General features: G+C 40.6%; 18 protein-coding genes and 1 pseudogene. 7 read left to right on the top strand and 12 right to left on the bottom strand.

The features are described 5' to 3' along the window. The first annotated feature begins 6 nt into the window (after nt 1-6). A complete protein-coding gene (locus ACFSQ3_RS11645; protein ID WP_380869724.1) occupies nt 7-198 on the top strand; it encodes a cold-shock protein in 192 nt (63 codons plus the stop codon). 88 nt (nt 199-286) lie between these two features. On the opposite strand, the gene ACFSQ3_RS11640 is transcribed toward ACFSQ3_RS11645, so the two are convergent. The 7 genes from ACFSQ3_RS11640 to ACFSQ3_RS11610 form a co-directional block, all read right to left on the bottom strand. Next, entirely contained in the window at nt 287-1348 is a 1062-nt protein-coding gene (locus ACFSQ3_RS11640) for a fatty acid desaturase family protein (protein WP_380869723.1), read from the bottom strand. Between the two features lie 336 nt (nt 1349-1684). Further along, nucleotides 1685-2848 carry a glycoside hydrolase family 76 protein gene (locus ACFSQ3_RS11635; RefSeq protein ID WP_380869722.1) on the bottom strand — a complete coding sequence of 388 codons (1164 nt, stop codon included), beginning with the start codon at nt 2846-2848 and terminating at the stop codon, nt 1685-1687. Nucleotides 2849-2859: 11 nt separating this feature from the next. After that, nucleotides 2860-3870: an aldo/keto reductase gene (locus ACFSQ3_RS11630; RefSeq protein WP_380869721.1), complete on the bottom strand. Its 1011-nt coding sequence runs from the start codon at nt 3868-3870 to the stop codon at nt 2860-2862. Between the two features lie 367 nt (nt 3871-4237). After that, nucleotides 4238-4648 (bottom strand): hypothetical protein, encoded by a 411-nt coding sequence (locus ACFSQ3_RS11625; RefSeq protein WP_380869720.1) that lies wholly within the window; start codon nt 4646-4648, stop codon nt 4238-4240. Beyond that, on the bottom strand, nt 4641-5396 hold the full coding sequence (locus tag ACFSQ3_RS11620) for a class I SAM-dependent methyltransferase (protein WP_380869719.1): 756 nt from the start codon (nt 5394-5396) through the stop codon (nt 4641-4643). Before ACFSQ3_RS11620 ends, ACFSQ3_RS11625 begins: the two co-directional genes overlap by 8 nt. Then, entirely contained in the window at nt 5387-6124 is a 738-nt protein-coding gene (locus ACFSQ3_RS11615; protein ID WP_380869718.1) for a DUF2071 domain-containing protein, read from the bottom strand. Before ACFSQ3_RS11615 ends, ACFSQ3_RS11620 begins: the two co-directional genes overlap by 10 nt. Nucleotides 6125-6140: 16 nt before the next feature. Beyond that, nucleotides 6141-6524, bottom strand: coding sequence for a DoxX-like family protein (locus tag ACFSQ3_RS11610; protein ID WP_380869717.1), 384 nt, complete (start codon nt 6522-6524; stop codon nt 6141-6143). A gap of 56 nt (nt 6525-6580) precedes the next feature. Here ACFSQ3_RS11610 and ACFSQ3_RS11605 point away from each other — a divergent pair, with 56 nt between their 5' ends. After that, complete coding sequence (locus tag ACFSQ3_RS11605) at nt 6581-6883, top strand: aldo/keto reductase (protein WP_380869716.1); 303 nt, start codon at nt 6581-6583, stop codon at nt 6881-6883. Between the two features lie 3 nt (nt 6884-6886). Here ACFSQ3_RS11605 and ACFSQ3_RS11600 read toward each other — a convergent pair whose 3' ends face one another. Further along, the gene (locus ACFSQ3_RS11600) at nt 6887-7375 is read right to left on the bottom strand and encodes a hypothetical protein (protein WP_380869715.1); all 489 of its coding nucleotides are present in this window, start codon (nt 7373-7375) and stop codon (nt 6887-6889) included. Nucleotides 7376-7596: 221 nt separating this feature from the next. On the opposite strand from ACFSQ3_RS11600, the gene ACFSQ3_RS11595 reads away from it, so the two are divergent. The 4 genes from ACFSQ3_RS11595 to ACFSQ3_RS11580 all read left to right on the top strand — a co-directional run bounded on the left by ACFSQ3_RS11595 (nt 7597) and on the right by ACFSQ3_RS11580 (nt 18626). Continuing rightward, nucleotides 7597-9084, top strand: coding sequence for a GAF domain-containing protein (locus tag ACFSQ3_RS11595; protein WP_380869714.1), 1488 nt, complete (start codon nt 7597-7599; stop codon nt 9082-9084). Between the two features lie 14 nt (nt 9085-9098). Further along, entirely contained in the window at nt 9099-13523 is a 4425-nt protein-coding gene (locus tag ACFSQ3_RS11590) for a chemotaxis protein CheB (protein WP_380869713.1), read from the top strand. A gap of 338 nt (nt 13524-13861) precedes the next feature. Continuing rightward, nucleotides 13862-16930 carry a SusC/RagA family TonB-linked outer membrane protein gene (locus tag ACFSQ3_RS11585; RefSeq protein WP_380869712.1) on the top strand — a complete coding sequence of 1023 codons (3069 nt, stop codon included), beginning with the start codon at nt 13862-13864 and terminating at the stop codon, nt 16928-16930. A gap of 34 nt (nt 16931-16964) precedes the next feature. Beyond that, on the top strand, nt 16965-18626 hold the full coding sequence (locus ACFSQ3_RS11580) for a RagB/SusD family nutrient uptake outer membrane protein (RefSeq protein ID WP_380869711.1): 1662 nt from the start codon (nt 16965-16967) through the stop codon (nt 18624-18626). Between the two features lie 320 nt (nt 18627-18946). Here ACFSQ3_RS11580 and ACFSQ3_RS11575 read toward each other — a convergent pair whose 3' ends face one another. The 4 genes from ACFSQ3_RS11575 to ACFSQ3_RS11560 form a co-directional block, all read right to left on the bottom strand. Next, complete coding sequence (locus tag ACFSQ3_RS11575; protein ID WP_380869710.1) at nt 18947-20485, bottom strand: SusD/RagB family nutrient-binding outer membrane lipoprotein; 1539 nt, start codon at nt 20483-20485, stop codon at nt 18947-18949. Between the two features lie 19 nt (nt 20486-20504). Further along, nucleotides 20505-23762 (bottom strand): SusC/RagA family TonB-linked outer membrane protein, encoded by a 3258-nt coding sequence (locus ACFSQ3_RS11570; protein WP_380869709.1) that lies wholly within the window; start codon nt 23760-23762, stop codon nt 20505-20507. Between the two features lie 46 nt (nt 23763-23808). Then, nucleotides 23809-24873: a FecR family protein gene (locus ACFSQ3_RS11565; RefSeq protein ID WP_380869708.1), complete on the bottom strand. Its 1065-nt coding sequence runs from the start codon at nt 24871-24873 to the stop codon at nt 23809-23811. 98 nt (nt 24874-24971) lie between these two features. After that, a complete protein-coding gene (locus ACFSQ3_RS11560) occupies nt 24972-25598 on the bottom strand; it encodes an RNA polymerase sigma factor (protein ID WP_380869707.1) in 627 nt (208 codons plus the stop codon). A 570-nt stretch (nt 25599-26168) separates the two neighbouring features. Here ACFSQ3_RS11560 and ACFSQ3_RS11555 point away from each other — a divergent pair. Continuing rightward, a pseudogene (locus ACFSQ3_RS11555) lies at nt 26169-26327 on the top strand (DapH/DapD/GlmU-related protein); the annotation flags it as partial. Nucleotides 26328-26402: the final 75 nt, after the last annotated feature.

Below are 26402 nucleotides of genomic sequence, written 5' to 3'. Positions count from 1 at the left end.
GAAGTAATGCAAGAAGGCATCGTAAAATTTTTTAACGAAACTAAAGGTTTCGGATTTATCACTCCAAATGATGGTGGTCAAGAAGTATTCGTTCACGTATCTGGTTTAAAAGAAGATATCCGTGAAAAAGATCACGTTTCATTTGAAGTGGAGCAGGGCAAAAAAGGGCCTAACGCAGTAAATGTTAAGTTGATTTAAGTTAATTTTTGCATATATTGTATTAACCGTTCTGCATAGCAGAACGGTTTTTTTTATGATAAAATTTTGGCCATTAATATGCCTAGATTTATCTAGACATGCTTCTTATGAAGCCCGCATGAGATTTCCAAGCAGTGTAAAGCGACGGGAATTCAATGTAGTTTATTCTAAACTCATCACATACCGATTTCACAATCTTATTAATCTCTGGGTAATGAATGTGGCTGATTTTAGGGAATAAGTGATGCTCCACCTGAAAATTTAGCCCGCCTAGCAACCAAGTAAGTATTTTATTTTTCGTAGCAAAATTGGCCGTTGTACTTAATTGATGAACGGTCCATTGGTCGGCAATAACTCCTGGGTTACTTGCCGTAAACCCGGTTTCCTTTACGACGTGCGCAAGTTGAAAAATGGTAGCCAAACATATACCGCACGATAAGCCAACAATTAGCAAACCAACCAATGCGCTTTGCCATCCTAAAAATACGATCGGAAGCGTTATAAAGATTTGGAAGTGGATGAATTTACTTAACCAAAAAATAATTTTTTCGCGGTTAGGCATATTGAATATGGCTGAGTTTTTACCCAACCTTCTTCGGAAATACTTTTCATAATCCTGAAAGAAAATCCATGCCAAATAAGATATTGAATACAATATCGGGAAATAAACATGTTGATATCGGTGATGATTTTTTGGCGTTTGTGATTCGTGAACGCGCAGAAACTTGATTTCAATATCGTGATCTTCGTCCTCAATGTTGGTGTAGGTATGATGGGCAATATTGTGTTTAAGTTTCCACAGATAGATGTTTCCACCAAGCACATTAAGGCTATACGATAACACGGTATTTACATTTTTATTTACCGAAAGACTATTGTGGCCAGCATCGTGCATGATGTTGAAACCTATCGCTGCTAAATTAATCCCTAACACAATACAAAAAAATACGGCCAATGGCCAAGGCAAGGGAGCAAACAGCAGCAAGCTGTAAAGCGATGCGGCAGAACAAAGTAAAATGGAAGATTTGATATACATTTTTCTTCCGCCCGTGGTTTTCTGTGCAGTAGACTTAAAGTATTCGTTGACTCGACTACGGAGAATCTGTGAAAATGACGTATCGGTATTATTAAATTTTGTTGACTTTTTCATGGAAGTGATGAAGCTCCAAACTTGCCCTGATCAGCGTAGTGAGGTCGGAAATGTGGGAGGAGCGCGTTTTGAAGTTAATAAGAATAATTTTTTGTGTATAACAAGACAATAAACGAAGTATTCCATTGCCTAATGTACCACATCATCCCTTGGATGAATGGACGAGACATCCATTATCTTATTTTACTGTAAATGTAAACCTTTATTTGATTACGAGCGAATACATGCTTGACAAATAGCAAGATATAACACAATCTTAACAAAATAGCCACAACTAACGACGTATCTGGCCCATAACATCGTGGATAAACAAGTACCTTTTTTCGGTGGCAGCAATTAATCCTCCAATCGCGCGTACATTTCTGCAATTGCAAATTGATCTAGTAGCCATCGTTTTCCGGGAGTAGCTGTCTGCTGATTCCAATCTTTGGTAAACAAACCATCCTCATCGCGCATTGCCGACCACGCGTGTGCCAAATTTTTGCGGAAGGCATCGATATACGTTTTATCATGATTCTGCTTGTATAGTTCCACATATCCGCGCATCATCACTGCGATAAACCAATTGTCACTACTTTTAAGTACAGGATGCTTAGCGTCATCGGTATCTTGCGCAAAGAAATATTCGAAACCACCTTTGGCTGTCGACTCTGCATCTACTAAATATTTATTCTCTTTCGTAATCTCAAACAACAATGCTCCAGCTTGAATCATCTGCCCGGTGTTGTATGGATATTTGCTTTTATTTACGCTTCCTTTCAGCGAAATGTTATCCCAATACACACGATCCGATGGATCTTGTAAACTACGTTTTGTCCATTCATATAAATGGATCGCTTCGGTTAAATATTCCTGATTTTTTGTGGCTTGATACAGCTTCGCCAGATATACAACAGCAGGCGCATTTGAACAGGTGTTTTTAGAGCTTTTCTTTTGCTCGCACCAATAGATTCCGCCGCCTAGTTTGTCATCCATTCCGCTTGCCACGAATTTCCAAATCTCTTCCGATTTTTCTAAGTAAGCTTTGTTTTTCGTGTGTAAGTAGAGATCTGTAAAATCGATTCCCAACCAAATATTGTCGTCGTAAAAGCGATCTGATTCCGGGGCAGTATGAATGTAAGAGGCATAACCCACCGGACTTCTTTTATCGAAGTATTGATTTAGTCCGGGTATGATTTTTTCGTCGAGATGCTTTTGTAATGAATTATCTCCCGTTGTTTCCAGCAATGCGACATATGCCGACAAACTGCCCGAGAATGGCCAAAGATAGGAGTAAGCATTGGGCGCTTGTTTTTGCTCGGCTTCCGCCAGATAGCTTGCTTGATAATTGCTGTCGAACGGAAATGTTTCCCGATACAAATGAGTGCCATCATTTACCGCATAATGCTCGTCAATTTTTGCTAAGGTTTCTCTTGCTTTTTCTGTGTTCGATTGTTGAGCAAAAACAACTGATGCAGATAAAGTGAATAAACCGCAGGTTATCAAACGGAAGTTTTTCATAAGATGGATTTTTAAATATTTACGCCTTTCATGCTTTCTGCATCATAGCGTTCGCCTGTATCAGCGTTTAGAGGTACGATTGCTTCCAATCGGGCCAAATCTTGTTCACTTAGTTGTATATCAGCAGCGGCTAAATTTTCGGCGGCATATTTCACGCGTTTAGTACCTGGAATCGGAACATGTCCTTTGGCGATGACCCAAGCAATGGCGAGTTGCGCCGTTGTAATGTTTTTTTCGATCGCTAAAGCCTTAATTTCGTTTACCAATCGAATGTTCTCCGTGAAATAATCGCCTTGATATTTTGGAATATCCCAACGGCAATCGTCGCTTGCCAAATCACTGCTTTGTTGAATGTTTCCGCTCATCAATCCACGACCGATTGGCGAATAAGCCACCAAACCAATACCCAATTCTTCCATGGTAGAAAGGATGCCCAAACGTTCTATTTCTCGCTCGAATAGCGAATATTCTGACTGGATAGCAGTAAGCGGATGAATAGCATGCGCGCGGCGAATTGTTTCCGATCCAACTTCCGAGATGCCGATATAACGGATTTTTCCTTCATTAACCAGTTCCGCCATCGCTTCCGTGGTTTCTTCAATCGGTGTATTGGGATCTAAGCGGTGTAAGTAATATAAATCAATGTAATCTGTACCCAAATTTTTCAATGAGCGCTCTGCCGCTTTTTTCACATAAGCTTTTCTGCCATTGTTTGCGCCCGTATATTCTCCTTGATTAGTAACTTCAATGCCAAATTTCGTGGCAATTTGGTAATCATGGCGATTTCCTTTAATTGCCTTCGCAATAAGTTGTTCATTCAGAAATGGTCCGTAAGATTCGGCCGTATCCAAAAAGTTTCCGCCCAATTCCAAAGATCGATGAATTGCTGAAATAGCTTCGCGCTCATCGGCATCACCATAAATATTGCACCCAAAACCCACCGTCATTCCCATACATCCCAAACCCACTGCTGGTACTTCCAAACCCTGACTTCCTAATTTTACACGCTTTATATCCGACATCTTATTTTGTGATTTGATAAAATTGATGTTTAAGGTAGGAATAATTGTATGCAGTTCCTTGCAGGCTCACTAATTAGTTACAATAATTCGTTCCAGACAGGAATGGTAATAAATAAAAAAAACACTTGAAGCGGGGAACCTCAAGTGTTTGTCTAACTAACCAATTATTAACCTAAATTATGAATACTTTTTCACTTTCAAAGTCCATGCCATAATGATTCGATCCCCTGTTCTTAGTTCAAATTGTGTGTTCAAACGCGTGTTTGTTGCAAAATAATTACATAACATACGTGTTACTGATAACGCGAATCTTGTGATATTACGTGTTGGGAATATTTGCAGTCCGTCAGCCTAAAGTTGTTCCCTTTTATTCAATATAAAAAAACTTGCTGCCAGCAACAAAGAAAACGGCTGATAGATAAATCCAGAACACGATAAATATAATGTGTACAGTGGTTTCAAATCTTTTACCACGCCAAAGCTCTTTGGAATAGATAAATAATTGAAAAAACAAACGCACTATCCAAAAAACGCTCAATCCCAAAAGAATTTTCTGACCGAGCGCGGTAGACGCCAAATCAGCGGCCGAACTCCAGCAAAGAAAACCTATCAAAAAAACGAAAAATGCAATGAAAAATGTATGAACCTGCATCATCTGGCGATTGATAAGTGATAGACTTCGTAACCCTTCTTTCCATCCGAAATAGCGTGGAAAAGCGATGTGCAGAAATGATAATAAGGTTAATAGAAATCCGGCTGTTTCGATGTGTTTAATCATGCGGACATAATATAAAAGTGGTCACGAATGGCGTAGTTTTAACTTCTTGTTTTAAAATAAGTTTCGATTTGCGGAATTGCTGCAACCAAGTATTGCGTGAGTAAAAATGGCCAACCCCAATCGAATAGGCCAACGTGTTTCTCCAATCGCGAAGATGTTCGGTGACGTAGATAAAGCCATCCTTTTTGCAAACGCGAGCCAATTCTGATAGAAATTTAGTTCTGATTTCTTGCTTTCGCAATTCATGCGCAGCGAAAAATACGACGCAGATATCAAAGCTGTTGGGTGCAAATGGAAGTTTTTCCGCATGGATTTGTATTGTTTTTGGATCAATCGGATAAATTTTTCTAGCGCGTTTGATGGATATTTCGTCACACATGTTCGGATCAAAAAAATCGCAAATATGGAACTCCATTTTTGGATATTGATTCCTCAGTTGTTTACTGATTTCGTCGAACCCCGCATGTACATACAGTACGCGCTTCTCGTTCAAATCCGGCAACCAAGGCAATTGGTACAAGTTTGTGCAATCGTATATGTAAAATGAAACGATCAAGGAAATACATAACGGCAAACATATCAGCAGAACTAGCAACCAGATCGTTGGCTTCCAACTTTCTTCTAGGAAAAAAGAAATGCCAAATAACGATATAATCGATAGCAATGTAAGCACGTAAAAGTGCCAGTTAAAGCGTAGGATGTTCCAAACGCCGAGAAAAGGTGAACGCGCTACTGGATTTATAAACATCTTTCCAATCTTCCTTTCTTCCAGTGGTATGGAATATCTTTTATTTGAAAAGCGCTCGCCAAAATTGGATTTTTTATTCCCAATTCCGAAAAATAAGGAATGTTGTAAGAATTTATCTGAACAGGTTTCGGAATCCAATTTTGACGCTGTCCTTCCACAATCAGCATTTCTTTGCTGTTCGATAAATAGGTAAAGGTATGCGGTAGCGGTCCGGCAAATTTGCGTGCATCTTTCCAATCATAAAATGGCGAATCAATCGGCATCTTTACATCCTCGGAATTTGATTGAAATGCTATGCGAAATCGATTATCCGGAGCTTCAATAATTTGATTGGATCCTTTCGCTCCTTTTTGAATCTTTATTTCCTCATAACGATAATGCGTGAATACATTTCCCAGCAAGCTCATCTGTTTTTTATCGGTTTGTGATTTGAGAATCAACAATCCACGTAATCGTCTTCCGTTTTGATCTGTGTACCGAACGAAAATGCGATATCCAATCAAAAAGAAATTTTGTCCCATCCAAGTTGGAAATCCTGCAGGCCGAAGCGCAGATGTTCGTACTAAAGCAACTGCAAGAAATGCCCACTTATCTTGATATGTATCCAATTGCAACGATGGCGGTAGGAGCGGAGCCAACTGTTCGCGAGATACCGCAAAGGTCAATATAATGGATTGATCAAAGTGCGCATTTACAGCGAATGGATGATTTTTGAGTTGGCTGAACATTTGAGTTTACGTGATGCTAACGAATGGATTTTGGTTTTAATTTGAATTCTACGTAGTAAATCGTCGCGCAAAGCAATGCGGAGAAAACAAGGTTAAATCTTCCCCAAAGTAAGAGATCGGGCACAAGCATCCATTCCATGATATTCATGGTCATAATGATGATGATTTGTGTCCAGGCATTGAATCGTGGCAAAAAACCGATCCATATCCATATCGCCATACCTATTTCGGCGAAACCAATAAGCATAGTGAAGAATCCGGCGTAGGTTGATCCGAGTATGTTCGAAACTATTGCTTCATGCCGAGGAACCAAGCCAAAAACTTTGCAAATCAATCCATTTACGAGCCAAATGATGGCAAATAAGAAACGAAAAAAACGATACAAATTCTGCGCGTGCAAAGCAAATAGATAGTTTATCTAAAACTAAAGAAAAAGCGATTATTTTACAACTCGTTATGTCGAAATGCTTGTGGCGTGAAGCCGGTTTACCGCGCTACCAACCTGATGCTGTTATTGCGAATTGGAAAATGATTGATGTGTTGAAGAAGTTCGGCGACCAGCGCGGATTAACCGTCGCGCAGGTAGCGTTGGCGTGGCTGTTAGCTCAGAAACCATTCATCGTTCCTATTCCTGGCACAACCAAACTTGCGCATTTAAAAGAAAATTTGGCAGCAGCTGATTTTGCATTTTCTTCTGTCGAACTAAAAAGTTTGACGGATCAGCTTTCTGCTATAGAAATTACAGGAAATCGCTTGTAATCTTTAAAAATCCTTATCGTAGGAGCGATTCCAATGGTTATGTCGATCCATCGGCGTCGCTTTTACTTTATATTCTAAACGAATTCCATCCAATCTGCGTTGCTTCAAGCGCTTGTTAACTTCATCGATAAACAACACTTCCGTTACTTCAAAAACTCCAAATTTTGTTCCTGCTAAAGCAATGTCCGCAGGTTCATCGTCGACCAATTTTAGGTTGTAAAAGCAGTTCAAATAATCTTTCCAAAAGAAAATGGGATTTTCTTCGGTGCTTTTATAGCTATCCGCCTCATAGCAGTCTTCGTCGTGTACATTGAAATAGTCGGAGAGTACGGCATTCGTTTTTTTAACAAAATCTACCGCAATTTCTTCTTTTTTGATTGGCATGACGGAAACAATATCACCTTCTTCCAGCGCATCAAACATAGCAAGTGCGTTAAATCGTTCGATCATCTCCGGTAACAAGTCGGGCACCTCGTAAAACACTTTTTTCATGACGCAAAGTTAGATAAGTGTGATCATTATATGAAGCTTTTATAAACCAAACCAAAAACGTTTGTAAATTTTCACATTTTAAATACGAAAATTCGCGAAATAGCCGTTAATAGTTGTTTATGCTAATTCCAACGTATGCTCTTGTATCAAATAGTGAATTATAATAACTATATTGCCTCACTTGCTGCCTCTTTTAATAGCGCTTTAACAGGTTACAACGTATGAACAAAACGAACTTTGACTCCGAATTTTGCGGAGCATTGCCCATACATCATATTAATACCATTCAGCCACATGGTGCTGTATTGGTAATGGAGAAAAACAATTTCGACATCATTCAGACCAGTACCAATACACGGGAGCATATTGGTTTGGATTATAAGGAATTAATTGGCCAAAATTTGAGCACTTTAGTTGGAACGAATCTGTCGGATTTTCGTGCTGCGTGTGAGCATCATGCGCAGAAAAAATCTGCTCAAGAATTTACGATCAACGGTGTGTCGCTTTTTGCATTGGTGCATGAGCACGACTCGTACTTTATTGCCGAAATTCAGCCCAAAGAAGCGAATAAGCAAAGTGCAGATGGTTTGCAAGATGTGAAAAATTTGGTAGCAGTGCTAGAAGATAGCAACAGCCTGCCAGAAGTTTGTGATATTATCGTTGCCCAATTGCAGGAGATCCTTCATATTGATGGTGTCATGATGTATAAGTTCGATGAAGACTGGAATGGAACAGTTATTTCGGAGAAGAAAAGCAATGGCCTAGAAGATTATCTCGGTGTGACGTTTCCCGCATCCGATGTGCCCAAACAAGCGCGAGAATTATATTTGAAAAATCCAGTTCGCTTGATTCCTGATCGCACGTATACACCAGCACGTTTGTATCCTGTTATCAACCCGCTGACAAGCGCATTTACGGATCTCTCGCCTTGCCATTTGCGCGGTGTAGCTGATGTACATCTAGAATATCTGACGAATATGAAGGTGTTCGGATCGATGTCAATTCGTGTTATTCACAACGGTAAACTTTGGGGATTGATATCATGCAACCACACGTCAGCATACCATATCACATTCGAAGAAAGCGCCAATTACGCTTTGTTATCCAACGTAATCTCGAATAAAATTTCTTCGATCATCAATGCCAATGAATACCAATTCATTTCGAAAATGCAGTCGGACAGAAATACGATAATCGATACCATTTATAATTCTGGTTCGATTATCGAAGGCATCTTCTCGGCCAATTCTTCTATCCTTGATCTGTTTAAAGCCAAAGGTAGCGTGTTGTACAGTGGCGGTAAGCAGTACCGACATGGCGAGGTGCCAGGTGCTCATTTTTTAGATAATTTGATTCTGTGGTTGCAAGCGAAGAATGTAGATAAGGTCTACACCACGCATAACTTAGCCGGAATCATGGAGGAGGCCGCGCGTTACAGCGAAATAGCTAGTGGTATGTTGGTGATCCCTATTTCTGCAAATCAACCAGATTACATTGTTTGCTTTCGTCCGGAAGTAGTGAAAACTATTGAGTGGGGAGGAAATCCGCATCAAGCCATCAACTTCGAAGATAATGGACTCACTTATCACCCTCGAAACTCATTTAAAATTTGGATGGAAACGGTCAACCAAACGGCACAACCTTGGCACGAACAGGAGATTCAGATTGCCAATACCATACGTAGTTTTCTTTTAGAATATAAATCTTAATAGCGCATTCCTGAATGGGGAAAAGTTCAAAGCCATTGTCGACCTATGTTGTTGCGATTGGTGCTTCAGCAGGTGGATTAGAAGCTATCCACGATTTTTTTGATCGAGTTCCTTCGGATATCGATGTGGCTTACGTACTAATCCAACATCTTTCATCGGATTATAAAAGTTTGCTCGTGGAGTTGGTTTCGAAACATACACACATGAAAGTGATCGAAGCTTCCGAAGGGCAACTTGTTGAGCCTTCTTGTGTGTACGTAATTCCGAACGATAAGTTGATCAAAATTGTCAATGGCCGTTTACATTTGGAAAAAAAAGGCGAGAAAGTCCCTAATAATGCTATCGATAATTTTTTCTTGAGCATGGCTCAAGACAAAAAAGAGAAAGCAATCGCTATTGTGCTTTCTGGTACTGGAAACGATGGAACCAAAGGAATTGAAGCTGTTAAGGAACAAGGTGGTTTAGTAATTGCGCAGCAACCCGATACGGCGAAATTCGATAGTATGCCTACGAATGCTATTGCATCCGGTGTGGTGGATTTTGTTGTGCCGACGTCCGAAATGTATGGGAAAATAACGGCGCATATCAATTCTGCACCTATCCGTAAAATAGAAAGTGGCGGTATTTCAGAAAAATATTTAGATAAGATTTTCGATCTTATCTATGAACAAACCGGACATGATTTTTCCTTATACAAAACGCCGACTATTTTTCGCCGGATCGGTCGGAGGATGAAGGAACTCGCTGTAGGAAGTACTGCGGACTATGTACGCTATCTAACGGAAAATCGTCAAGAAGTTTCCCTGTTAAGTAAGGATTTCTTGATTGGCGTTACGCAGTTTTTTCGCGACGACGCTGCTTTTCGAATTGTTAGAAATAAGGTTATTCCAGAAATTATCGCTAGCAAAGATGACGGCGATGTATTAAAGGTTTGGGTATGCGCTTGTAGTACGGGCGAAGAGGTGTATTCTATCGCTATTTTACTTGATCAATATCTACAAACGATAGAAAAACATATTGAGGTAAAGATTTTTGCGTCGGACGTGGACGACGCGAGCTTGGATATCGCGTCCAAAAACAGCTATCCGGAATCTTTCGTGAAGTTTATTCCTTCGGATATTTTAGAGGAATATTTTGTGCATGATGGTAAACGTATTTCTGTCGTTCCGCACATTCGTAAACAGGTAGTTTTCGCAAAACACGATGTAATAAAAAGTCCGCCGTTTATCAAAAACGATTTGATTTGTTGTCGCAATATGTTGATCTACATGAACAGCATTCTGCAACAAAAAATATTAACTACATTTCATTATTCGCTGAATAGTGATGGTTACTTGTTTCTAGGGCCGAGTGAAACGATCGCGCCTATTCGCGATGGCGTAACAGAAATTAGTAGTAAATGGAAAATTTACCGTAAAAGTGGCATTATTCCGCGTCCTAGTGATTTTCCGCATGGTACGCGCGCCGATAAAAGCGGACGTTTCCAAATGCAGGTACGTCAAAAGGTAAAGGTTTCTGCGGAAGATCAATTTCAAAAATTTTTACTTTCGCAGTACGGCTACGTTGGCGTATTTATCGACCGTAATTTTGAAGTGCGTGATACGGTCGGCGATTATAAGCGATTCCTTTCCCTGCCCGAGAAAAAACTAGAAGTAAACCTGCTGAAGATGGTTCCGCAGGAATTATCGTTCATGTTGAGTAATACGATCAGAACGGTTTGGAAAGAAAATAGCCTGCGCTCCCTAAAACGCGCACGTGTTCGGAAAGGCAAAGACGATATTTATGTAAATATTGACGTCAGTCCAGCGAGCGACGAAGTAGCGCAGCCCTATACGTTGGTCGTGTTCAAACAGTTGGAAAGCGAGGTAGAACTTCCGCAGTATGTGGTTCCGGTAGATTCTGACGAACAGCAGACTGGTTATGTAATGGAGCTTGAAAATGAGTTGAACGAAACTCGTAGCAATTTACAGATTGCGGTGGAAGAAATGGAAACCACCAATGAGGAATTGCAATCCAGCAACGAGGAGCTACTATCGGCGAACGAAGAATTGCAGTCTGGGAATGAGGAATTGCAATCCTTGAACGAGGAGTTGCATACATTAAATGCCGAGCATCAACAAAAGATCAAAGAATTGATCGAACTGAATGATGACTTAAACAATTATTTTAAAAGCGTCGATATCGGTCAGATCTTCTTGGATCGTCAAGGACAGATTCGTAAATTCAATCCGGCAGCGGTAGAAATGGTCAACCTTATTGAGGCGGATATAGGTCGTCCAATTAGCCATATTTCTAACAATATTAAATACCATCATTTCCTTCAAGATGTCAAGGATGCGCTCTCCGATCCCGATAGCATTACGGAGAAGGAAATTGAATTAAGTAATCGTCGAGTTTGCTTGATGCGTATCCTTCCGTATACGCGGCTTGATGGTAAAAAAGACGGAATCGTCATCACGTTCATAGACATCACTACACTAAACGAGCAGAATAATATTATTTCTGGCGTATTCCGAACAAGTTTAAGTGCGATCTTTATTCTCAAACCTATCCGCTCAGAACGCACCAAAATAATTGATTTCGAATGTATCGCCGCCAATAAAATGGCCAATGCGGTGGCTGGCAGAGATACCGATTCGCTTGTCGGCATGAGACTGAAAAATCAGTTGTCGGAGATTGTAGACGCTACTTTATTGGATCGTTTGAAAGGAGCCTATGAAGATAGCGAAACCTTACAAACGGAGATTCAATTGGCAGACGGCAACTGGTATATCATTACAGCCTCGAAAGTAAGCGATATGATAGCCGTAACTTACACCGATGTTACCGAGCGCAAAAAGAACGAGGAAAGTTTGCGTAAAAACTTCAACGAGCTAATTAATACGCGTGAATCGCTAAAAGAATTAAATAATCAGTTGGAAAATCGCGTGCGCGAAAGAACATCCAGTTTAGCAAAAAGCGAAAATCGTTTCAAACTGGTTTCTATGGCTACTAGTGACACCATTTGGGATTGGGATTTGGTAAACAATACAATTTGGAGAAATCATAACTTCAATAGTATGTTTGGTTTCGAGCCTAATGAGCAAACTAAATCTACTGCTTTTTGGTACGAGCGTATTCATCCGGAAGATCGTAAGCGGGTGCAAGAGAGCGTCCACAGAGCCATCAACGAGCAGGAAGAAAATTGGTCCGCCGAATATCGTTTTGCAAAAGCAGATAATTCTTACGTGGAAGTGCTGGATCGTGGTAGCATTCAGCTCGATTCCAATGGAGTACCTTACCGCATGGTGGGTTCGGTAATCGACGTGACGCGCGTTAAAGAAGCGGAGCATAGAAAGCAGGAACTTCAAGATTTTGTGCTTCGTCAGCAAAAGGAATTCTATGAGCTTTTTGCTAATGTACCTGCTCTAATTTCCATCCGCAAAGGTTCTTCGTTAACTTACGAATACACCAACACGGCCTTCAATCAGTTCTATGATGAATTATCATTTATGGGCTTGGCAACAACAGACGCACACCGCGTTGGCGTTGATAAGGCACTTTACAAATCGGATCAAGAGATATTGAAAAGTGGGAATTCATTCTCGGGAAAAGCTCTACCGATTACGAAGTACGACAGTGAAGGGAACGAAATTGGAAATGCTTGGCTAGATTATTTGTTTACGCCGGTCTACAATGAGAAGGAAGAAATCGACGGTGTAGCGTTCTTTGGGTTTGAGGTTTCCGAATTGATGAAGGCTCAGTTAGCGACAAAAGAACTGATGCATCGTAAAGATGAATTTATGAGTATTGCCAGCCACGAATTGAAAACGCCGCTTACAAGTTTGAAAGGGATGTTGCAAATTGCGTCGCGTTATATCTCGCTAGATAAATCAAAATCTACCATTGAAGAATTCGTTGGACGTAGTTTGAAACAAACAGATAAGTTGACATTTTTAATCGATGATTTGCTGGATGTCACGAAGATTCAGGCCGGAAAACTCCAATTAAATTATACGGTATTCAACCTGTCAGAATTACTGGATGATTTGGTAAGAGGTCTGCAAGCAGAGCATGCTGATATTACTATACATATTGATGTAGTATCTAGCATTAAGGTGGATGCGGATCAACATCGTATTGAGCAAGTATTAAGTAACTTCTTATCGAACGCCATCAAATACTCGCCCGATTCTAAAGAAATCTTTGTAGAGCTTAAACGTAAAAATAAGCATACGGCATATTTAGCCGTAAAAGATACGGGGATCGGTATTCCTAAAGAAAAGCAAGAATTTGTTTTTGATCGATTCTTCCGTGCGGAAGAATCAAATAATTACTCAGGACTTGGATTAGGGTTATACATATCGAAAGATATTATTCTTCGACATAGCGGAAAGATCGGCTTGATTAGCAAGGAAGGAGAGGGCTCTACATTCTGGTTTACTATTCCAACGAAGTAGTATCTTTTACATACAAATGTTAAATGTGCATCAATCTTGTTGCGCATTTTTTTTGCGTGTTTTCCCGTCAAATGGCTGTATTATAGTTTGTTAATAGGAAAAACGTTTTAGCGCCACCTAGGTTTTTGCTATTCATTAACAATTCGTTTAGTTTTTATTAACAAGTAAATCAGTTTTATTACACTAAGTTTACTTTTGTAGAAAGGCATTTATGAAGATCACTTCCGTGGTGCTATTCTTCTTTACAATTAATTATACACTGACTAAAACGTTTTATCAATTTTAATTCTTCGACTGGTATCTAGTTGGTATCCATCGATATGCACAACCAATCACACATGATGAACACACTACACGATTTATTATGTAGCCGACCGCGTTCGCTTTATCGGCTATTATCGAGCGTTTGTATGACCATGCTTTTCCTTTTGGGATCAAGCACTATGGCGCAAGCGCAATCAAAAACAGTCACGGGAGTCGTAACTAGCGCTACGGATCAGACTCCGTTAGTCGGCGTTACCGTACGCGTTAAAGGCAGTCAAACTGCTGCGACAACAGATGACAACGGTCAATTTTCCATCGAAGCTTTAGCGACAGATGTGTTGCAATTTGATTACATTTCCTACCTCCCAGAGGAGGTGAAAGTGGGGACTTCCGCACGCCTTCAAGTTGTTATGCGCTCGGATACCCGAAGTATGGATGAGGTAGTCGTTGTCGGCTTTGGTACCGCACGTAAAAGTGAGATTACAGCAGCTTCGACGACGGTAAAGGCTGAAGATTTTCGCCAAAGTGCAGCACGGAATGCCATGGATCTTTTGCAAGGTAAGGTTGCAGGTTTACAGGTTACTAGAAGTGGTGGTAATCCAAATAGTTCGCCACGCGTTCAACTCCGTGGTGCAACGTCAATTTCGGGAACTAATTCTCCACTAGTGGTAATTGATGGTATCCCAGGTGGTAACTTAGATCTTTTACAACAAGAGGATATCGAATCAATTACCGTGTTAAAAGATGGTTCGGCAGCGGCGATCTATGGTACGCAAGCGAACGGTGGTGTGATCTTGGTGACCACTAAAAAAGGTACTCCAGGCGAAACGCGTTTTGATTATGCAACTTATCTAAGTAAAGATGTATTGCAAAGGCAACCAAAATTCCTTAGCACAGATCAGTTTAGACAGAAAATCGCGGAAGGTGTTATTCCAGAAAGTCAGGATCGTGGAGGAAACGATGATGTGATCCGAGAAATGACCGACAGATCAAATCTTAGTCAATATCACACATTAGCAATATCAGGTGGAGGAGAGAATAATAACTTCCGTGCAAGTACCTATTACCGCGATTTGCAAAGTGTTGCGCGTGAGAACGGACGTAAAGAATATGGTGTACGTGCTAACTTTAATGGTAAAGGATTGAATAACCGCTTGACTACCCAAGTTGATTTTGCAACAAACTTTAACAACGCCAATCTTTTAGGAGGCGGTAATTTGCAAGTCACTAGCGAAGGAGCCGGCGAGACTTTATCAGAAACAGACTTACGGAGTGGTGGACCTTGGGAATGGGCTTATTCTAGAAATCCAACAGTTCCTCTTCGTAACCCTGATGGAAGCTGGTTTTATGATCCAAATACGACGAATGGCGTAGCGAAGTTACACGAGGAAACATTTCGTAGACAGCAGCAAACAACTACCATCGCCGGTACGGTTGGATACGAAATTATTGACGATTTGAAATTCAATGTTTTTGGTTCCGTACAGCGTAACTCGTTGACTGATGGCTATTATGCGAAAACAACATCTGAACCCTCTTTCAAAAACGAACGTGGATTAAATGGATTGGCTAGACAAAATACGTTCTTGCAAATGAAATACGCTTTCGAGCCAACCATTTCATTTAATAGAATGATTAATGATGTACACTCCATCAATGCCGTGGCGGGTTATAGTTACCGATACGATGTGAATCAGGGTTTCAACGCACAAAACCTTGGGTTTATGAACGACAATTTCCAAGAAAATAACTTGGAAACCGGTGATGGTTTGGTGCAAGGTTTTGCTGGTATGGGAAGTTTCAAGAATGATAATAAAATCATTGGTTTCTTGGGACGTATGATCTACTCATACAATGGTAAATATACTATCCAAGGTACATTCCGCCGCGATGGTTCTACACGTTTTGGTGCTAACAACAAATGGGGTAACTTCGGTTCCGTTGGTGCATCTTGGAATATGGCCGCTGAAGATTTCATGCAAGACGTGACTTTCGTTGATGATTTGAAGTTGCGCGCGAGTTACGGGGTAACAGGAAATCAAGATATTGGTAACTACATGTCGTTAGTAACACTAACTACGGGAAATAACTACATCTATCCAGATGGCTTTTGGCGCCAAACATATGGGCCAGGCCGTAATCCTAACCCAGACCTTCGTTGGGAAACCAAAAGTGAATATAATGCTGGAGTAGATTTTATGTTACTAGGTGGTCGATTAGGAGGTGCGATTGATGTGTATCGTCGTGTTACAAAAGATTTGCTTGGAACGTACACTTCGCAACAGCCATCTTTTGTGCGTGAGTCCATCTTTACCAACGTAGGTCAAATTTCTTCCAATGGTGTCGAAGTTAGTGTTAATGCGATACCTGTTCGTAATGAAAACGTGACTTGGTCTGTGGATGTGGTGGCAAGCACCAACCGCAATCGCTTAGATTCATTCTCAGATGATACATACAAAGCGAATTATCGTGATTTCGGATCAATTGGAGGATTCGGCGCATTAGGTGATGCAATTCGTACGTTCGAAGGAAGTCGTTTAGGTCAGTTCTACGGAAAACGATTCGCAGGCTTTACTGACGAAGGTAAATGGTTGTTTTACAATAAAGAAGGAGAAGCTGTTCCTTATGCTGAATTTAACGACAATCGTATCGACTTAGAAAACACAGACCTAACGGTTATTGGTAATGCTATTCCTAAATATTATCTGTCTTTGAATAGTGTAGTTACTTATAAGAACTTCGACTTAAGAACGTTCTTTAGAGGTCGTTTCGGTTACGATATCTTGAACACGATGCAATTGAATTACGGTAACAGAGTGACGTTACCAAACAATGTGCTAGAAGATGCTTTTACGCGTCATGCACAATTGAATGATGCATTGATGTATTCTGATTATTACTTAGAGAGTGGATCACATCTTAAGCTGGATGAGGTGACATTAGGTTATACATTCAAATTAAATAACGAACGAATCCGTAACCTACGCGTCTACATGACGGGAACCAATTTGGCTTTATTTACGAAGTACACAGGTAACGATCCAGATTTTATTGCAGATACTGGATTGGATCCAAGTATCGATAACAGAAGTATTTTCCCGAATACGAGATCATTTTTATTCGGCTTAAACATTGGATTCTAACAATTATCAAATAGTACCGAGACAAAGACATATCATGAAAAATAATATAAAAAAATGGATATATATGCTTGGGCTGATGGGCGGAACAATGGCCACATTCAGTGCATGTACCAATCTAGACGAAACGTTATATGACGAACTTGATCAAGAAGGATATTACAACAACAAATTAGAAACGCTATCTGCGGTGCTTAGACCGTATACGCATGCACAAGCATGGGCCACACCAGGACGGAATGGTTGGTGGCGTTTGAGTGAATATGCTGCTGATCAGTTAGCTTGGCCGCAAAAAGGTCAGCACGGGTTTGATGGCGGTAACTGGATTCGTTTGCACCATCACACTTGGACAGCCGACGAGGAAACGTTGAATGAAGCCTGGCTTTTAGCATTTGGTGGTGTTGGGTACTGTACCAATCCTATCGAAAATTTAGAAAGCCGCGAAGCAGCATCCATGGGAATTACAGAGGAGGAACGTTTAGCTTATATTGGTGAGTTGAAGTTGTTTCGCGCGTTTCATTATTTACGAATTATGGACTTGTGGGGAAACGTACCTATTGCTACAGAAACCAACAAAACACCTGAGCCTACAAATCCTCCAACCAATTCAAGACAGGAAGTTTTTGAATTTATTGAAAAAGAAATTCTTGAAAATGTAGAGAATGTTCCACTGCTTTCTAAAGAAATGACAGGACGCGTGTCTCGAGCTGCGGGTTATGCGATGTTAGTCGAACTATATCTCAATGCAGAGGTTTGGACTGGCACACCGCGCTGGGATGATTGTATTGCTGCGGCAGACAAATTATTGACTGGAACAGCGGGTGGCCAAAATGGTACCATGCAACTAGATGTTAATATTACCGATGCCTTCAAGCCTGATAACCATTTGTCTAAAGAAGTTATTTTCGCTATTGCTACCGAATTTCAAAATTCGACAACGCAGCCTCAGTGGCCTTCAGAATTCTTTTATTTTAATCACCGCGATATAAACGGAGGTGGTCGTAATGGAAATAATGGTGCTGTTGTTATTCCTGGTGTTTTCTCTACATTCGCAGATACAGATTTGCGTAAAAAAGAGTGGATGCTTTTCGGTCCACAGATGATGTTTTCTGATCCTACAAAACCAGTGTTAGGATCTTCTGATGAGTATGCTGGACGACCTGTGATCTTCGTTGATAACATACGTCGTAATTCTGTTGCGGCAGCAAATGGAACTGATCCTGAGCAGTTGCCATCTAACATGACTACTGGAGAAGGAAATAGTGGTGTGCGCTTTAACAAATACAGAATAGGTAATTTGGCACATCCAAGTTATAATAGCACAGATTGGAACGTATATCGTTTAACATGGATCAATTTTGCTAAAGCGGAAGCAATTATGCGCCGCGCAGGAGGTGCTGCTAATGCAGACGCAGTGGAGTTGATTAATGCTTCGAAACAAAGATCATTTGCTCAAGGAGATCGTGCAGGGAATTTATATACACCAGCAACATTGACGATGGACGAATTGTTAGCAGAGCGTGGACGTGAATTTATCTTTGAGGGTTATCGCCGCCAAGATTTGATCCGTTATGGTAAATTGCACACAGAGTCTTGGTGGGATCACCAACCTTCTACAGCAATTAGAAATTTGTATCCAATTCCTAACAGACAACGCGTTTTGAATCCGAACTTGGAACAAAACGAAGGATATAATTAAAATATCTTTATTTGCTAGCAGGTTACTAAAGATTAGCAAATTTTAGAATATATGAAAAGGTGGTAGCAAGCGAACAGCTTGCTGCCACCTTTTTACATATTGCCCCCAATTACTGACGTGGAAGGTATGCTTACTGATTTCTGTAATTCGGAAAATGTTATGTAAGCAAATAAAGTGGTAGTTTCATTTCAGAAACGAAGGTCACTAAAGCATATCTTCTGTAGCGACATAATGGTGGATTTACACCATGTAAACTATTTGAATGACAAAGCCTTTCCGAAAACGGAAAGGCTTTGTTAGCATAATTAATCAATCAAGGTTTATGGTTGAAACCAAACTTTAACATTTTGATCCGGCATTTTACCAGAATAGTGGCTATTCACCCATTCCAATAATTTAGGATTGTTTTGTTCATTATCTGAGTACACATAACGAACAGGAATTTTAGCCAAAACCGACGGTCCTGGTTTAATATTTGGAAAACCAACACGTCGCCATGTTGCCCAACCTTCGAAGCCGTTTAAGAAACTATCAATAAAGTACTGCTCAGCAATTTGTTCTATACCTCGCGCCGGATTGAAAGCATTTGCCGGATTTGACCAATAGGCATTTTGTTGTGCTTGGTCGATATATGGGTTTTCTCTCTGCGATGATGTGCCAACTTGTGGCCATTTTGCGAAAGAAGCATCTACGGCTTGTTTATAAATCGCTGCCAAATCTCCCTGAACGCCCATTTGCTTCTGTATCGCTTCCGCTTTCAGCAATAATAATTCACTGTATGTCATTAAAAATGCACGACTTTCCTGACGGATACGTCTTGAAACCACAGAAAAATCAGAGGTGTTTAAATTGTTTTGGCGATTATAGGCGGCTTCTTCAGCCTGACTAAATCCTGCTATTTGTCCACGATATTCCAATGGAGCGGATGCATTCGCTCTATTTCTTTCGAAAGAATTTCTAGTTGGAGCAGCGTAAACGGAAAGCCGAGGATCGCTGTCACGTTTTAGTAAGCCGATCATGGTTTCGCTGATGCGTGCATTATCCGAAAAATCGACACCACTACCATCCGTTGGCGGATTTTGAATGAACCATGCGTAAAAATTGTTTTGATTATCGTATGTCAACGTTGGTGCATCTTGTATTCCTGTGAATACAGGGTACTGCGTTGGATTATTGAATATTTCGGCGATTGCGGATGCGACATCTTTCTTCGCTGATTGACGCATTAAAATGCGAACCTTTAGGGCATTTGCGAACTTGCGCCAGCGAATTAAATCTCCGTTGAATAGAATATCGCGTTGGATTGTAGCTGTTGTTGGCAGATCAGCGAGCATCTTGTTCGCTGTCTCCAATTCTTCTAACATACGTTGATAAACTTCCTCTTGCGATTGAAATCTTGCGAACTCCAATCCCGGAACATTTGCCATACCAATTTCATCGTAAGGAATATCACCGTAAGCATCCGTCACCAACGACAAGATATATACTTTCGTTATATGCGCGAGCGCTTCATATTGAGGCTGGTTAGATTCTTGTGCAATGCGTTTCAATTGATTGATATCTTTGGTCACACGAACAGCACCATTCCATTCTTCGCGCCAAGAAGCGCCGGTCAAGTTATAACGTCCATCAGCCTCATTATCTGCCGCGAGATAAGCCAAATGCTGTACGTATTGTCCAGCTCGACGACCGCTTGCCGTCATCGTACTTACGCTCCCGCTGATAATCGGTGGCAACAACATTTCCGCAGGAACAGTTGCTGGATTATTCGGATCTACGTTGATTTCTTCAAAATTGCTACACGATTGAAAAAGCATGGTAGCGACTGCCAAACTATATATAATTGATTTTTTGAACATGACTTTGCTATTTGTTTTATTAAAAATTAACACCTAACGACATTCCGAATGTGCGTAACGATGGTAGTGAAAGTGCTTCTACACCAACCATTTGCCCGTTATAAGAAGAAACTTCCGGATCGATATGCGGAACGTCTGTCCATAACAGGAGATTTCTGCCGACGAAAGAGATGGAAGCGTTTTTCAGTTTTGTTCCACTAAGCATAGATTGCGGGAAGCGGTATCCAATTTTCAATTCGCGTAATTTAATGTACGTTGCATCGAATGTCGCGATAGCATCATTGTCATAATAAGCGCCCACATAATCACGAACCGGAACTTCCACAGCATTCGGCTGCCCGGTTTCGATGTCGATCCCTTCGCCAATCACATTTCCGGCGCCATTCGCATCGCGGAGCGGTACCGATTCGGCTAAACTTCCTGCTCTAATTCCTTCAATATATGTTCGTGAGTGCACTACACCGCCCTTCTGACCACCAAATAAGAAGCTTAAGTTCCAATCTTTGTAACGGAATTCATTGGCAATACTTCCGATAAAGTCCGGATTCACATTACCCAAATATCCCCAATCGCCATTTTCTTCTTGCGGACGACCATCACGATGTGTCAACTGATTGTTGCCATTGAAAATTAAGTAATCACCATAAAGGGAACCGAAAGAGCCGTCGCCTTTGGTGTTTTCCGTTCTCAGCTCCAAAGATGCCCAACGTTCCAATTGACGAATGCGTGAAACACCATTTTCTTCATCAAGCGATACTAGTTTGTTGCGGTTAAACGAGTAGTTTACAAAAATATCCCAAGCGAAATTTTCGTTGCGAATCGGAGTTGCACTTAACATTAACTCGATACCGCGGTTTTTCATCTTTCCAACGTTCATTAGCTTCGTATCATACCCGGCAGACGGATTCAACGTTACGGGGATAATCAAATCCGTGGTTGTGCTGTTATAGTAAGTCAGATCAATGCCTAAACGGCTATCTAGCAATCGTGTATCAAAACCGAATTCGTACGAGTTAACTTTCTCCGGACGGATGTTTTCGTTTGGATAATTATTGTTATGTACGGCAGTCGTTTGACCGCCCCAACCTTGTGCTACCAAGAAATTTGGCAATGTGCGGTATGGCTCCAAATCACGACGAACAGATGAAGTTGCTCCGCGGAATTTTACTAGATTGATATTTTCGTTCTTCCAGCCAAACATCTCCGACGCTACCACGCTTAACGATGCCGATGGATAGAAATAGGAGTTATTTTGTTTTGGAAGTGCACTTGACCAATCGTTTCTTCCTGTCAAATCCAAATACAAATAATCCTTGTAACCAATTTGCGCGGTTCCGTAAATGGAATTGATACGTTTCTCTTGATAAACATTTCCTGAAACGATTGCCGAGGCATTGTTCGTCAAGTTGTAGACGTTAGGAATCGCCAAACGCGGAGCAATAGCGCCAAAACGCTTCGAAACTTGCGTCATTAAGTTTCCACCGACCGAAGCGTTTACATAGAAATCTGAATTCACTTGTTTGTTGTAAGTCAACAAAGCATCATGATTGGTTTCCAAGAAATAGACATCGTCTTGCTGATAGTAACCATTTCTGTGTTGGCTCATGGAGTTTGCATGGCGAATCGTTCTATTATCATTGTATACATCCCGACCGGAACGTAACATCAACTTCAAATCCGAACTAAAATCGTAGGTTGCTCGCACATTACCATAAATGCGGTCACGATTATTGCCGTTTAAGTTTTCGTATGCTACGAAATACGGATTGTTCCAAATCGTTCCGTTCACATTATAAATAGGGGAGTTCTGCGTTGGAATCGCCGAATCTGGTTTCCAATAATCGCGTAGCGAATTGATGTCCAAGTTTCTTGGCATCATCAACAAAATACGCATGATAGATTGCTCATTTTTAGGACCGAAACTACTGCGGTTATCGCTTCCAGAATTAATCCAGTTCATGGCAGCATCCAAACGCAACTTCGGCATAAGCTGATATCCAACATTCATACTCACCGAATTTCGTTTCATATCATTGTTGGGTACGATACCAGTTTGGTTTAAATTGGTGTACGAAAAACGGTAATTTAACTTGTCGTTGCTGTTGGAGATCGATAAACTATTGGTGAATGTTTTGCTGGTTTCGAAGAAATCTTTCACCTGATTGCGATGCGCGATAAATGGCGTCGCAATGCGCTCTCCAGTATTTGGATCGATGGGAGAGTCCCATTGCTTAATCAATTGTCCATTCAAAGCTGGACCCCAGTTTTCCGCGATATTATCGAAACTTGATGCATCCGTTCCTTGTCCGTTTACATATTCATAAATACCGTTTCTACCTTGTCCGAATTCGAATTGATAATCAGGTAATCGCAACGGCGTTCCGAAATCCACGTTTGAATTAAAAGAAACGCCCAATCCTTTGCTGTTTTTACCTGATTTAGTAGTAATTAAAACAACGCCATTCGAAGCTCTTGAACCATAAAGTGCCGCAGCATTCGGACCTTTCAATATCGAAATACTTTCTATATCGTTAGGATTAATTTCTCCGGCAGCGTTGCCATAATCCACTTCGCCTTCTCCGGCAGTAAGGTTCGGATTATTGAAATCCTGTCTTCCAGTAAATGCACGGTTGGATGTTTCGTTGTTGTTGCTGATCGGAATACCATCCACGACAAATAATGGAGAATTGCTGTAGTTGTATCCGCTTACGAAATTTTGCCCTCGGATTTGTATGTTCGAGGAAGCTCCAACACCGCCATTTGAATTGGTAATATTAACACCTGCAACGCGGCCATTCAAGGAGTTTACCAAATTTGTTTCGTGCGCTTCTTGAATTTTATCGCCATCCACCTGTTGAACCGAGAATCCGACCGATTTCGCTGCACGCGTGATTCCCAAAGCGGTTACGACAACTTCTTCCACATCCGTAGATTTTTCTGAAAGTCGGACCATCAGGGAGTTTTTGTCACCAGCTTTGATGGTAAAATTGCTTTCCTGATAATCATTGTACCCCATTCTCGAAAAGGTGATTTGGTAAGCTATTCCGCTAGGCAAATCGTTCAGCGAGAATACGCCTTGTTGGTTTGTTGAACTGGTTTTGTTTAGTCCGTTTTTGTTGGTAATGGATACCGAAACGCCGCTTAATGGAACGCCTTCGTGATCCATCACACGTCCCTTCATTTGTCCAAGTTGTTGTGCATGTAGCTCGACCGAGAGTAAGAGGAGGCCAACGAGCCAAAGCCAAAATGGATACCGAAGAAAATGGTTTGTTTTCATGGGATGATGTTGTTTGATTTTTGGAATTTTAGATATGTATGGATAATTATTTAATGGATTCGTTTTGAAGAATGGTGATCATGCCATCTTTAGCAATAATGTAGTTTAGGTCATTGACCAAACAGATGGTTTCCAAAATCTTTGATAGCTTGTCATGTTCCGAGAAAGTTCCCGTAAACGTAAGCACGCTTGGAACATCGTTAGAAACCTCAATGGTTGTATCGAAATGGTTTTCTAGTGCGTCCATCACATCGCGTAATGGAAGCTTGTTGAATGCTAAAATCTGCGACGGCACATGGCCCCGAGTTTTTGTGTTTTCGCTAACATTCGCTATATAAGATGTGTTTTGGTTTTTTGTCGAAATGTGCGCTAAGCGTGTGTTTTCATTGATCGACAAGCATTGCCCAAGAGTCAAATAAGTATCTTTAATCTGCAGCTTTGCGGTTATGGTTGCGCGCACTACCACTTTTCCCGACAAAAGATGAATGGACGTGTTTGCTGATTTTTTACCATCAATAATGAAGGTAGTTCCCAAGGCCGTCGTGGTGAAGCCATTAGCCGTAACGATGAATGCTTTTGTTGAATCGCGTTGTACCTGGAACTTGGCTTTTCCTTTCAACTCAATATTTCGATTATTTACTCCATAATCATCATCGAAACATATGGAACTGTTTGGTGATAATTCAACAATGGAGCCGTCGGCAAGAAGGTGTGTCACCGAATCTTTATTCGCCATCACATAATGTAAATTGCGATGTGAATTTGTGATGATGTGACCAATTTCATTCGTTTCTTTTTCGAAGAAGTAGGGATAGAGTAGGGAAGATACACCGAAAATGATAAGAATAGCCGCCGCGCGGAAAAGCCAACTTATACGCCGAGTTTTTGACGAAGATTTGGTAGCCGCTGTTTGTTTTTGGATCGCTTGAAGAATCTGCCAGGATTGATCTCGAGACAGCATATTTTTTTCTTCTTGAGTCGATTCTATTTCTAATTCATGTCGTAACTCGTCGTTTTGAGAGTCCAAATCGTTCAGCAAATGCTTTGCCTGCGAACGATTTAGTTTTCCTTCCCAAAATAGACGAAGCGTATTTTTGATTTCTTGTCGCATTTCACTGATAAATACGAAGCGACCGCCTAAAATGGAATGGTTGGTTTGGTTAACAAATCATTAAGGAATGATCAATTAAATGTGCTTTGTTGAAAGGTTTAGTTTACCATTTCTAGATATAGCTTTGCGTATAGCAGAACGCTGATGCTGCTTCCATAATGGCAGGCATAATTCTTTTCCACATATTGCTTAATGCTTTTGTTGGCTTGCTTCAAATATTCTGAAACCGAACCTTTGGTAATATTCAATTTTGCGGCAACTTGTTCTTTCGATTGACCATCTAACCGATAAAGCGTAAAAACTTCTTTCTTTCTAGGCGAAAGATGAGCAATAGCTTCTTCCAATATGCGACTTTGCTCTTCCAAAATATCACTTTGTTCTTTCGGATCGTCGCCCAATACATTTATGCCTTCGAAATCATCGACGAAGTCCAAATGTTCCCGCACTTTTTTGCGCAGAAAGTCCATGGATTTATTAAAGCTCACGGTGAATAACCAGTTGGCAACTGGGCTATTCTTATCCAGCCGCGCTCTGTTCTCCCACAAACTAATAAACACATCTTGCAAGATTTCTTCGGCGTATTGCGGAATATGTACAATTTTTAAAATATTACTATAAATCTTCTGATGATGTGTCCAATAAATCGTTTCAAAGGATTTTTCATCGCCGCGATTTAACCGTTCAACTTCCGAACCGCTTGGAGGTAGATTAAAAAGTAGTTTCATAGTTACAGCACATAGATTCGTTTTGGAAGAATCTATTTTAATGCAACAAAATTATTATTTCAGTCTTTCAACGAGTTATTTTGCTTGTTATCTTATCTTTAATTTAGCGTTTGTGAAATATTATGATAAAGGCACTATCCAATTATTTTGTTGTTGTTTTAATATCCTATATTTTTTATTTTGAAAGAAATATCAAACTTTATGAAGAATAATACAATCCATTATGTAAGGGGAGATCATAAATTGAAAGATGCCTTTCTAAATGCCAAAAGATTAATTAAAGCTTTCAATGATTCGGACTACGACGGAGACAATGAGCGATCAAACCTTATTACGCAACTGCTCGGATTTGTCGGCGAAAACCCTGTAATTGAACATAATTTTCATTGCGATCTTGGATACAATATCTATGTCGGAAACAATTTCTATGCTGGATATAATTTCACAGTGCTAGATATGGCGGAGGTGCGCATTGGAGACAACTGTTTGATCGCACCAAATGTTGGGCTGTATACGGCTGGACATAACATTCATCCACTAGATAGGCATAAAACAGGAATAGCAAATCCCATAATCATTGGTAACAATGTTTGGATAGGTGGCCACGTCGTTGTTGTTGGCGGAGTGACTATTGGTGACAATTCCATTATAGCAGCCGGTTCTGTGGTGATTAAGGATGTTCCCGAAAATAGTATCGTAGGAGGTAATCCTGCAAAGTTTATTAAGCAAATCGATCTGTAGTCCATCGGGTGGCGAGCTAGAAAAAATGGAAGAGCTTTCCTTCGATTTGAAAGCTCTTCACAC

The organism is Sphingobacterium corticis, from assembly GCF_042684745.1.
Lineage (GTDB): Bacteria > Bacteroidota > Bacteroidia > Sphingobacteriales > Sphingobacteriaceae > Sphingobacterium > Sphingobacterium corticis.
The sequence above is the reverse complement of the archived record's forward strand: the minus strand, read 5'-3'. Positions and strand labels throughout refer to the sequence as shown.

What these genes read in the sequence shown, in the direction of transcription:
- ACFSQ3_RS11585 (WP_380869712.1), top strand. Translation starts at nt 13,862, where the DNA reads ATGATGAACACACTACACGATTTATTATGTAGCCGACCGCGTTCGCTT.
- ACFSQ3_RS11590 (WP_380869713.1), top strand. Translation starts at nt 9,099, where the DNA reads ATGGGGAAAAGTTCAAAGCCATTGTCGACCTATGTTGTTGCGATTGGT.
- ACFSQ3_RS11645 (WP_380869724.1), top strand. Translation starts at nt 7, where the DNA reads ATGCAAGAAGGCATCGTAAAATTTTTTAACGAAACTAAAGGTTTCGGA.
- ACFSQ3_RS11600 (WP_380869715.1), bottom strand. Translation starts at nt 7,375, where the DNA reads ATGAAAAAAGTGTTTTACGAGGTGCCCGACTTGTTACCGGAGATGATC.
- ACFSQ3_RS11635 (WP_380869722.1), bottom strand. Translation starts at nt 2,848, where the DNA reads ATGAAAAACTTCCGTTTGATAACCTGCGGTTTATTCACTTTATCTGCA.
- ACFSQ3_RS11605 (WP_380869716.1), top strand. Translation starts at nt 6,581, where the DNA reads ATGTCGAAATGCTTGTGGCGTGAAGCCGGTTTACCGCGCTACCAACCT.
- ACFSQ3_RS11625 (WP_380869720.1), bottom strand. Translation starts at nt 4,648, where the DNA reads ATGATTAAACACATCGAAACAGCCGGATTTCTATTAACCTTATTATCA.
- ACFSQ3_RS11565 (WP_380869708.1), bottom strand. Translation starts at nt 24,873, where the DNA reads ATGCGACAAGAAATCAAAAATACGCTTCGTCTATTTTGGGAAGGAAAA.
- ACFSQ3_RS11580 (WP_380869711.1), top strand. Translation starts at nt 16,965, where the DNA reads ATGAAAAATAATATAAAAAAATGGATATATATGCTTGGGCTGATGGGC.
- ACFSQ3_RS11560 (WP_380869707.1), bottom strand. Translation starts at nt 25,598, where the DNA reads ATGAAACTACTTTTTAATCTACCTCCAAGCGGTTCGGAAGTTGAACGG.
- ACFSQ3_RS11570 (WP_380869709.1), bottom strand. Translation starts at nt 23,762, where the DNA reads ATGAAAACAAACCATTTTCTTCGGTATCCATTTTGGCTTTGGCTCGTT.
- ACFSQ3_RS11630 (WP_380869721.1), bottom strand. Translation starts at nt 3,870, where the DNA reads ATGTCGGATATAAAGCGTGTAAAATTAGGAAGTCAGGGTTTGGAAGTA.
- ACFSQ3_RS11640 (WP_380869723.1), bottom strand. Translation starts at nt 1,348, where the DNA reads ATGAAAAAGTCAACAAAATTTAATAATACCGATACGTCATTTTCACAG.
- ACFSQ3_RS11595 (WP_380869714.1), top strand. Translation starts at nt 7,597, where the DNA reads ATGAACAAAACGAACTTTGACTCCGAATTTTGCGGAGCATTGCCCATA.
- ACFSQ3_RS11615 (WP_380869718.1), bottom strand. Translation starts at nt 6,124, where the DNA reads ATGTTCAGCCAACTCAAAAATCATCCATTCGCTGTAAATGCGCACTTT.
- ACFSQ3_RS11620 (WP_380869719.1), bottom strand. Translation starts at nt 5,396, where the DNA reads ATGTTTATAAATCCAGTAGCGCGTTCACCTTTTCTCGGCGTTTGGAAC.
- ACFSQ3_RS11575 (WP_380869710.1), bottom strand. Translation starts at nt 20,485, where the DNA reads ATGTTCAAAAAATCAATTATATATAGTTTGGCAGTCGCTACCATGCTT.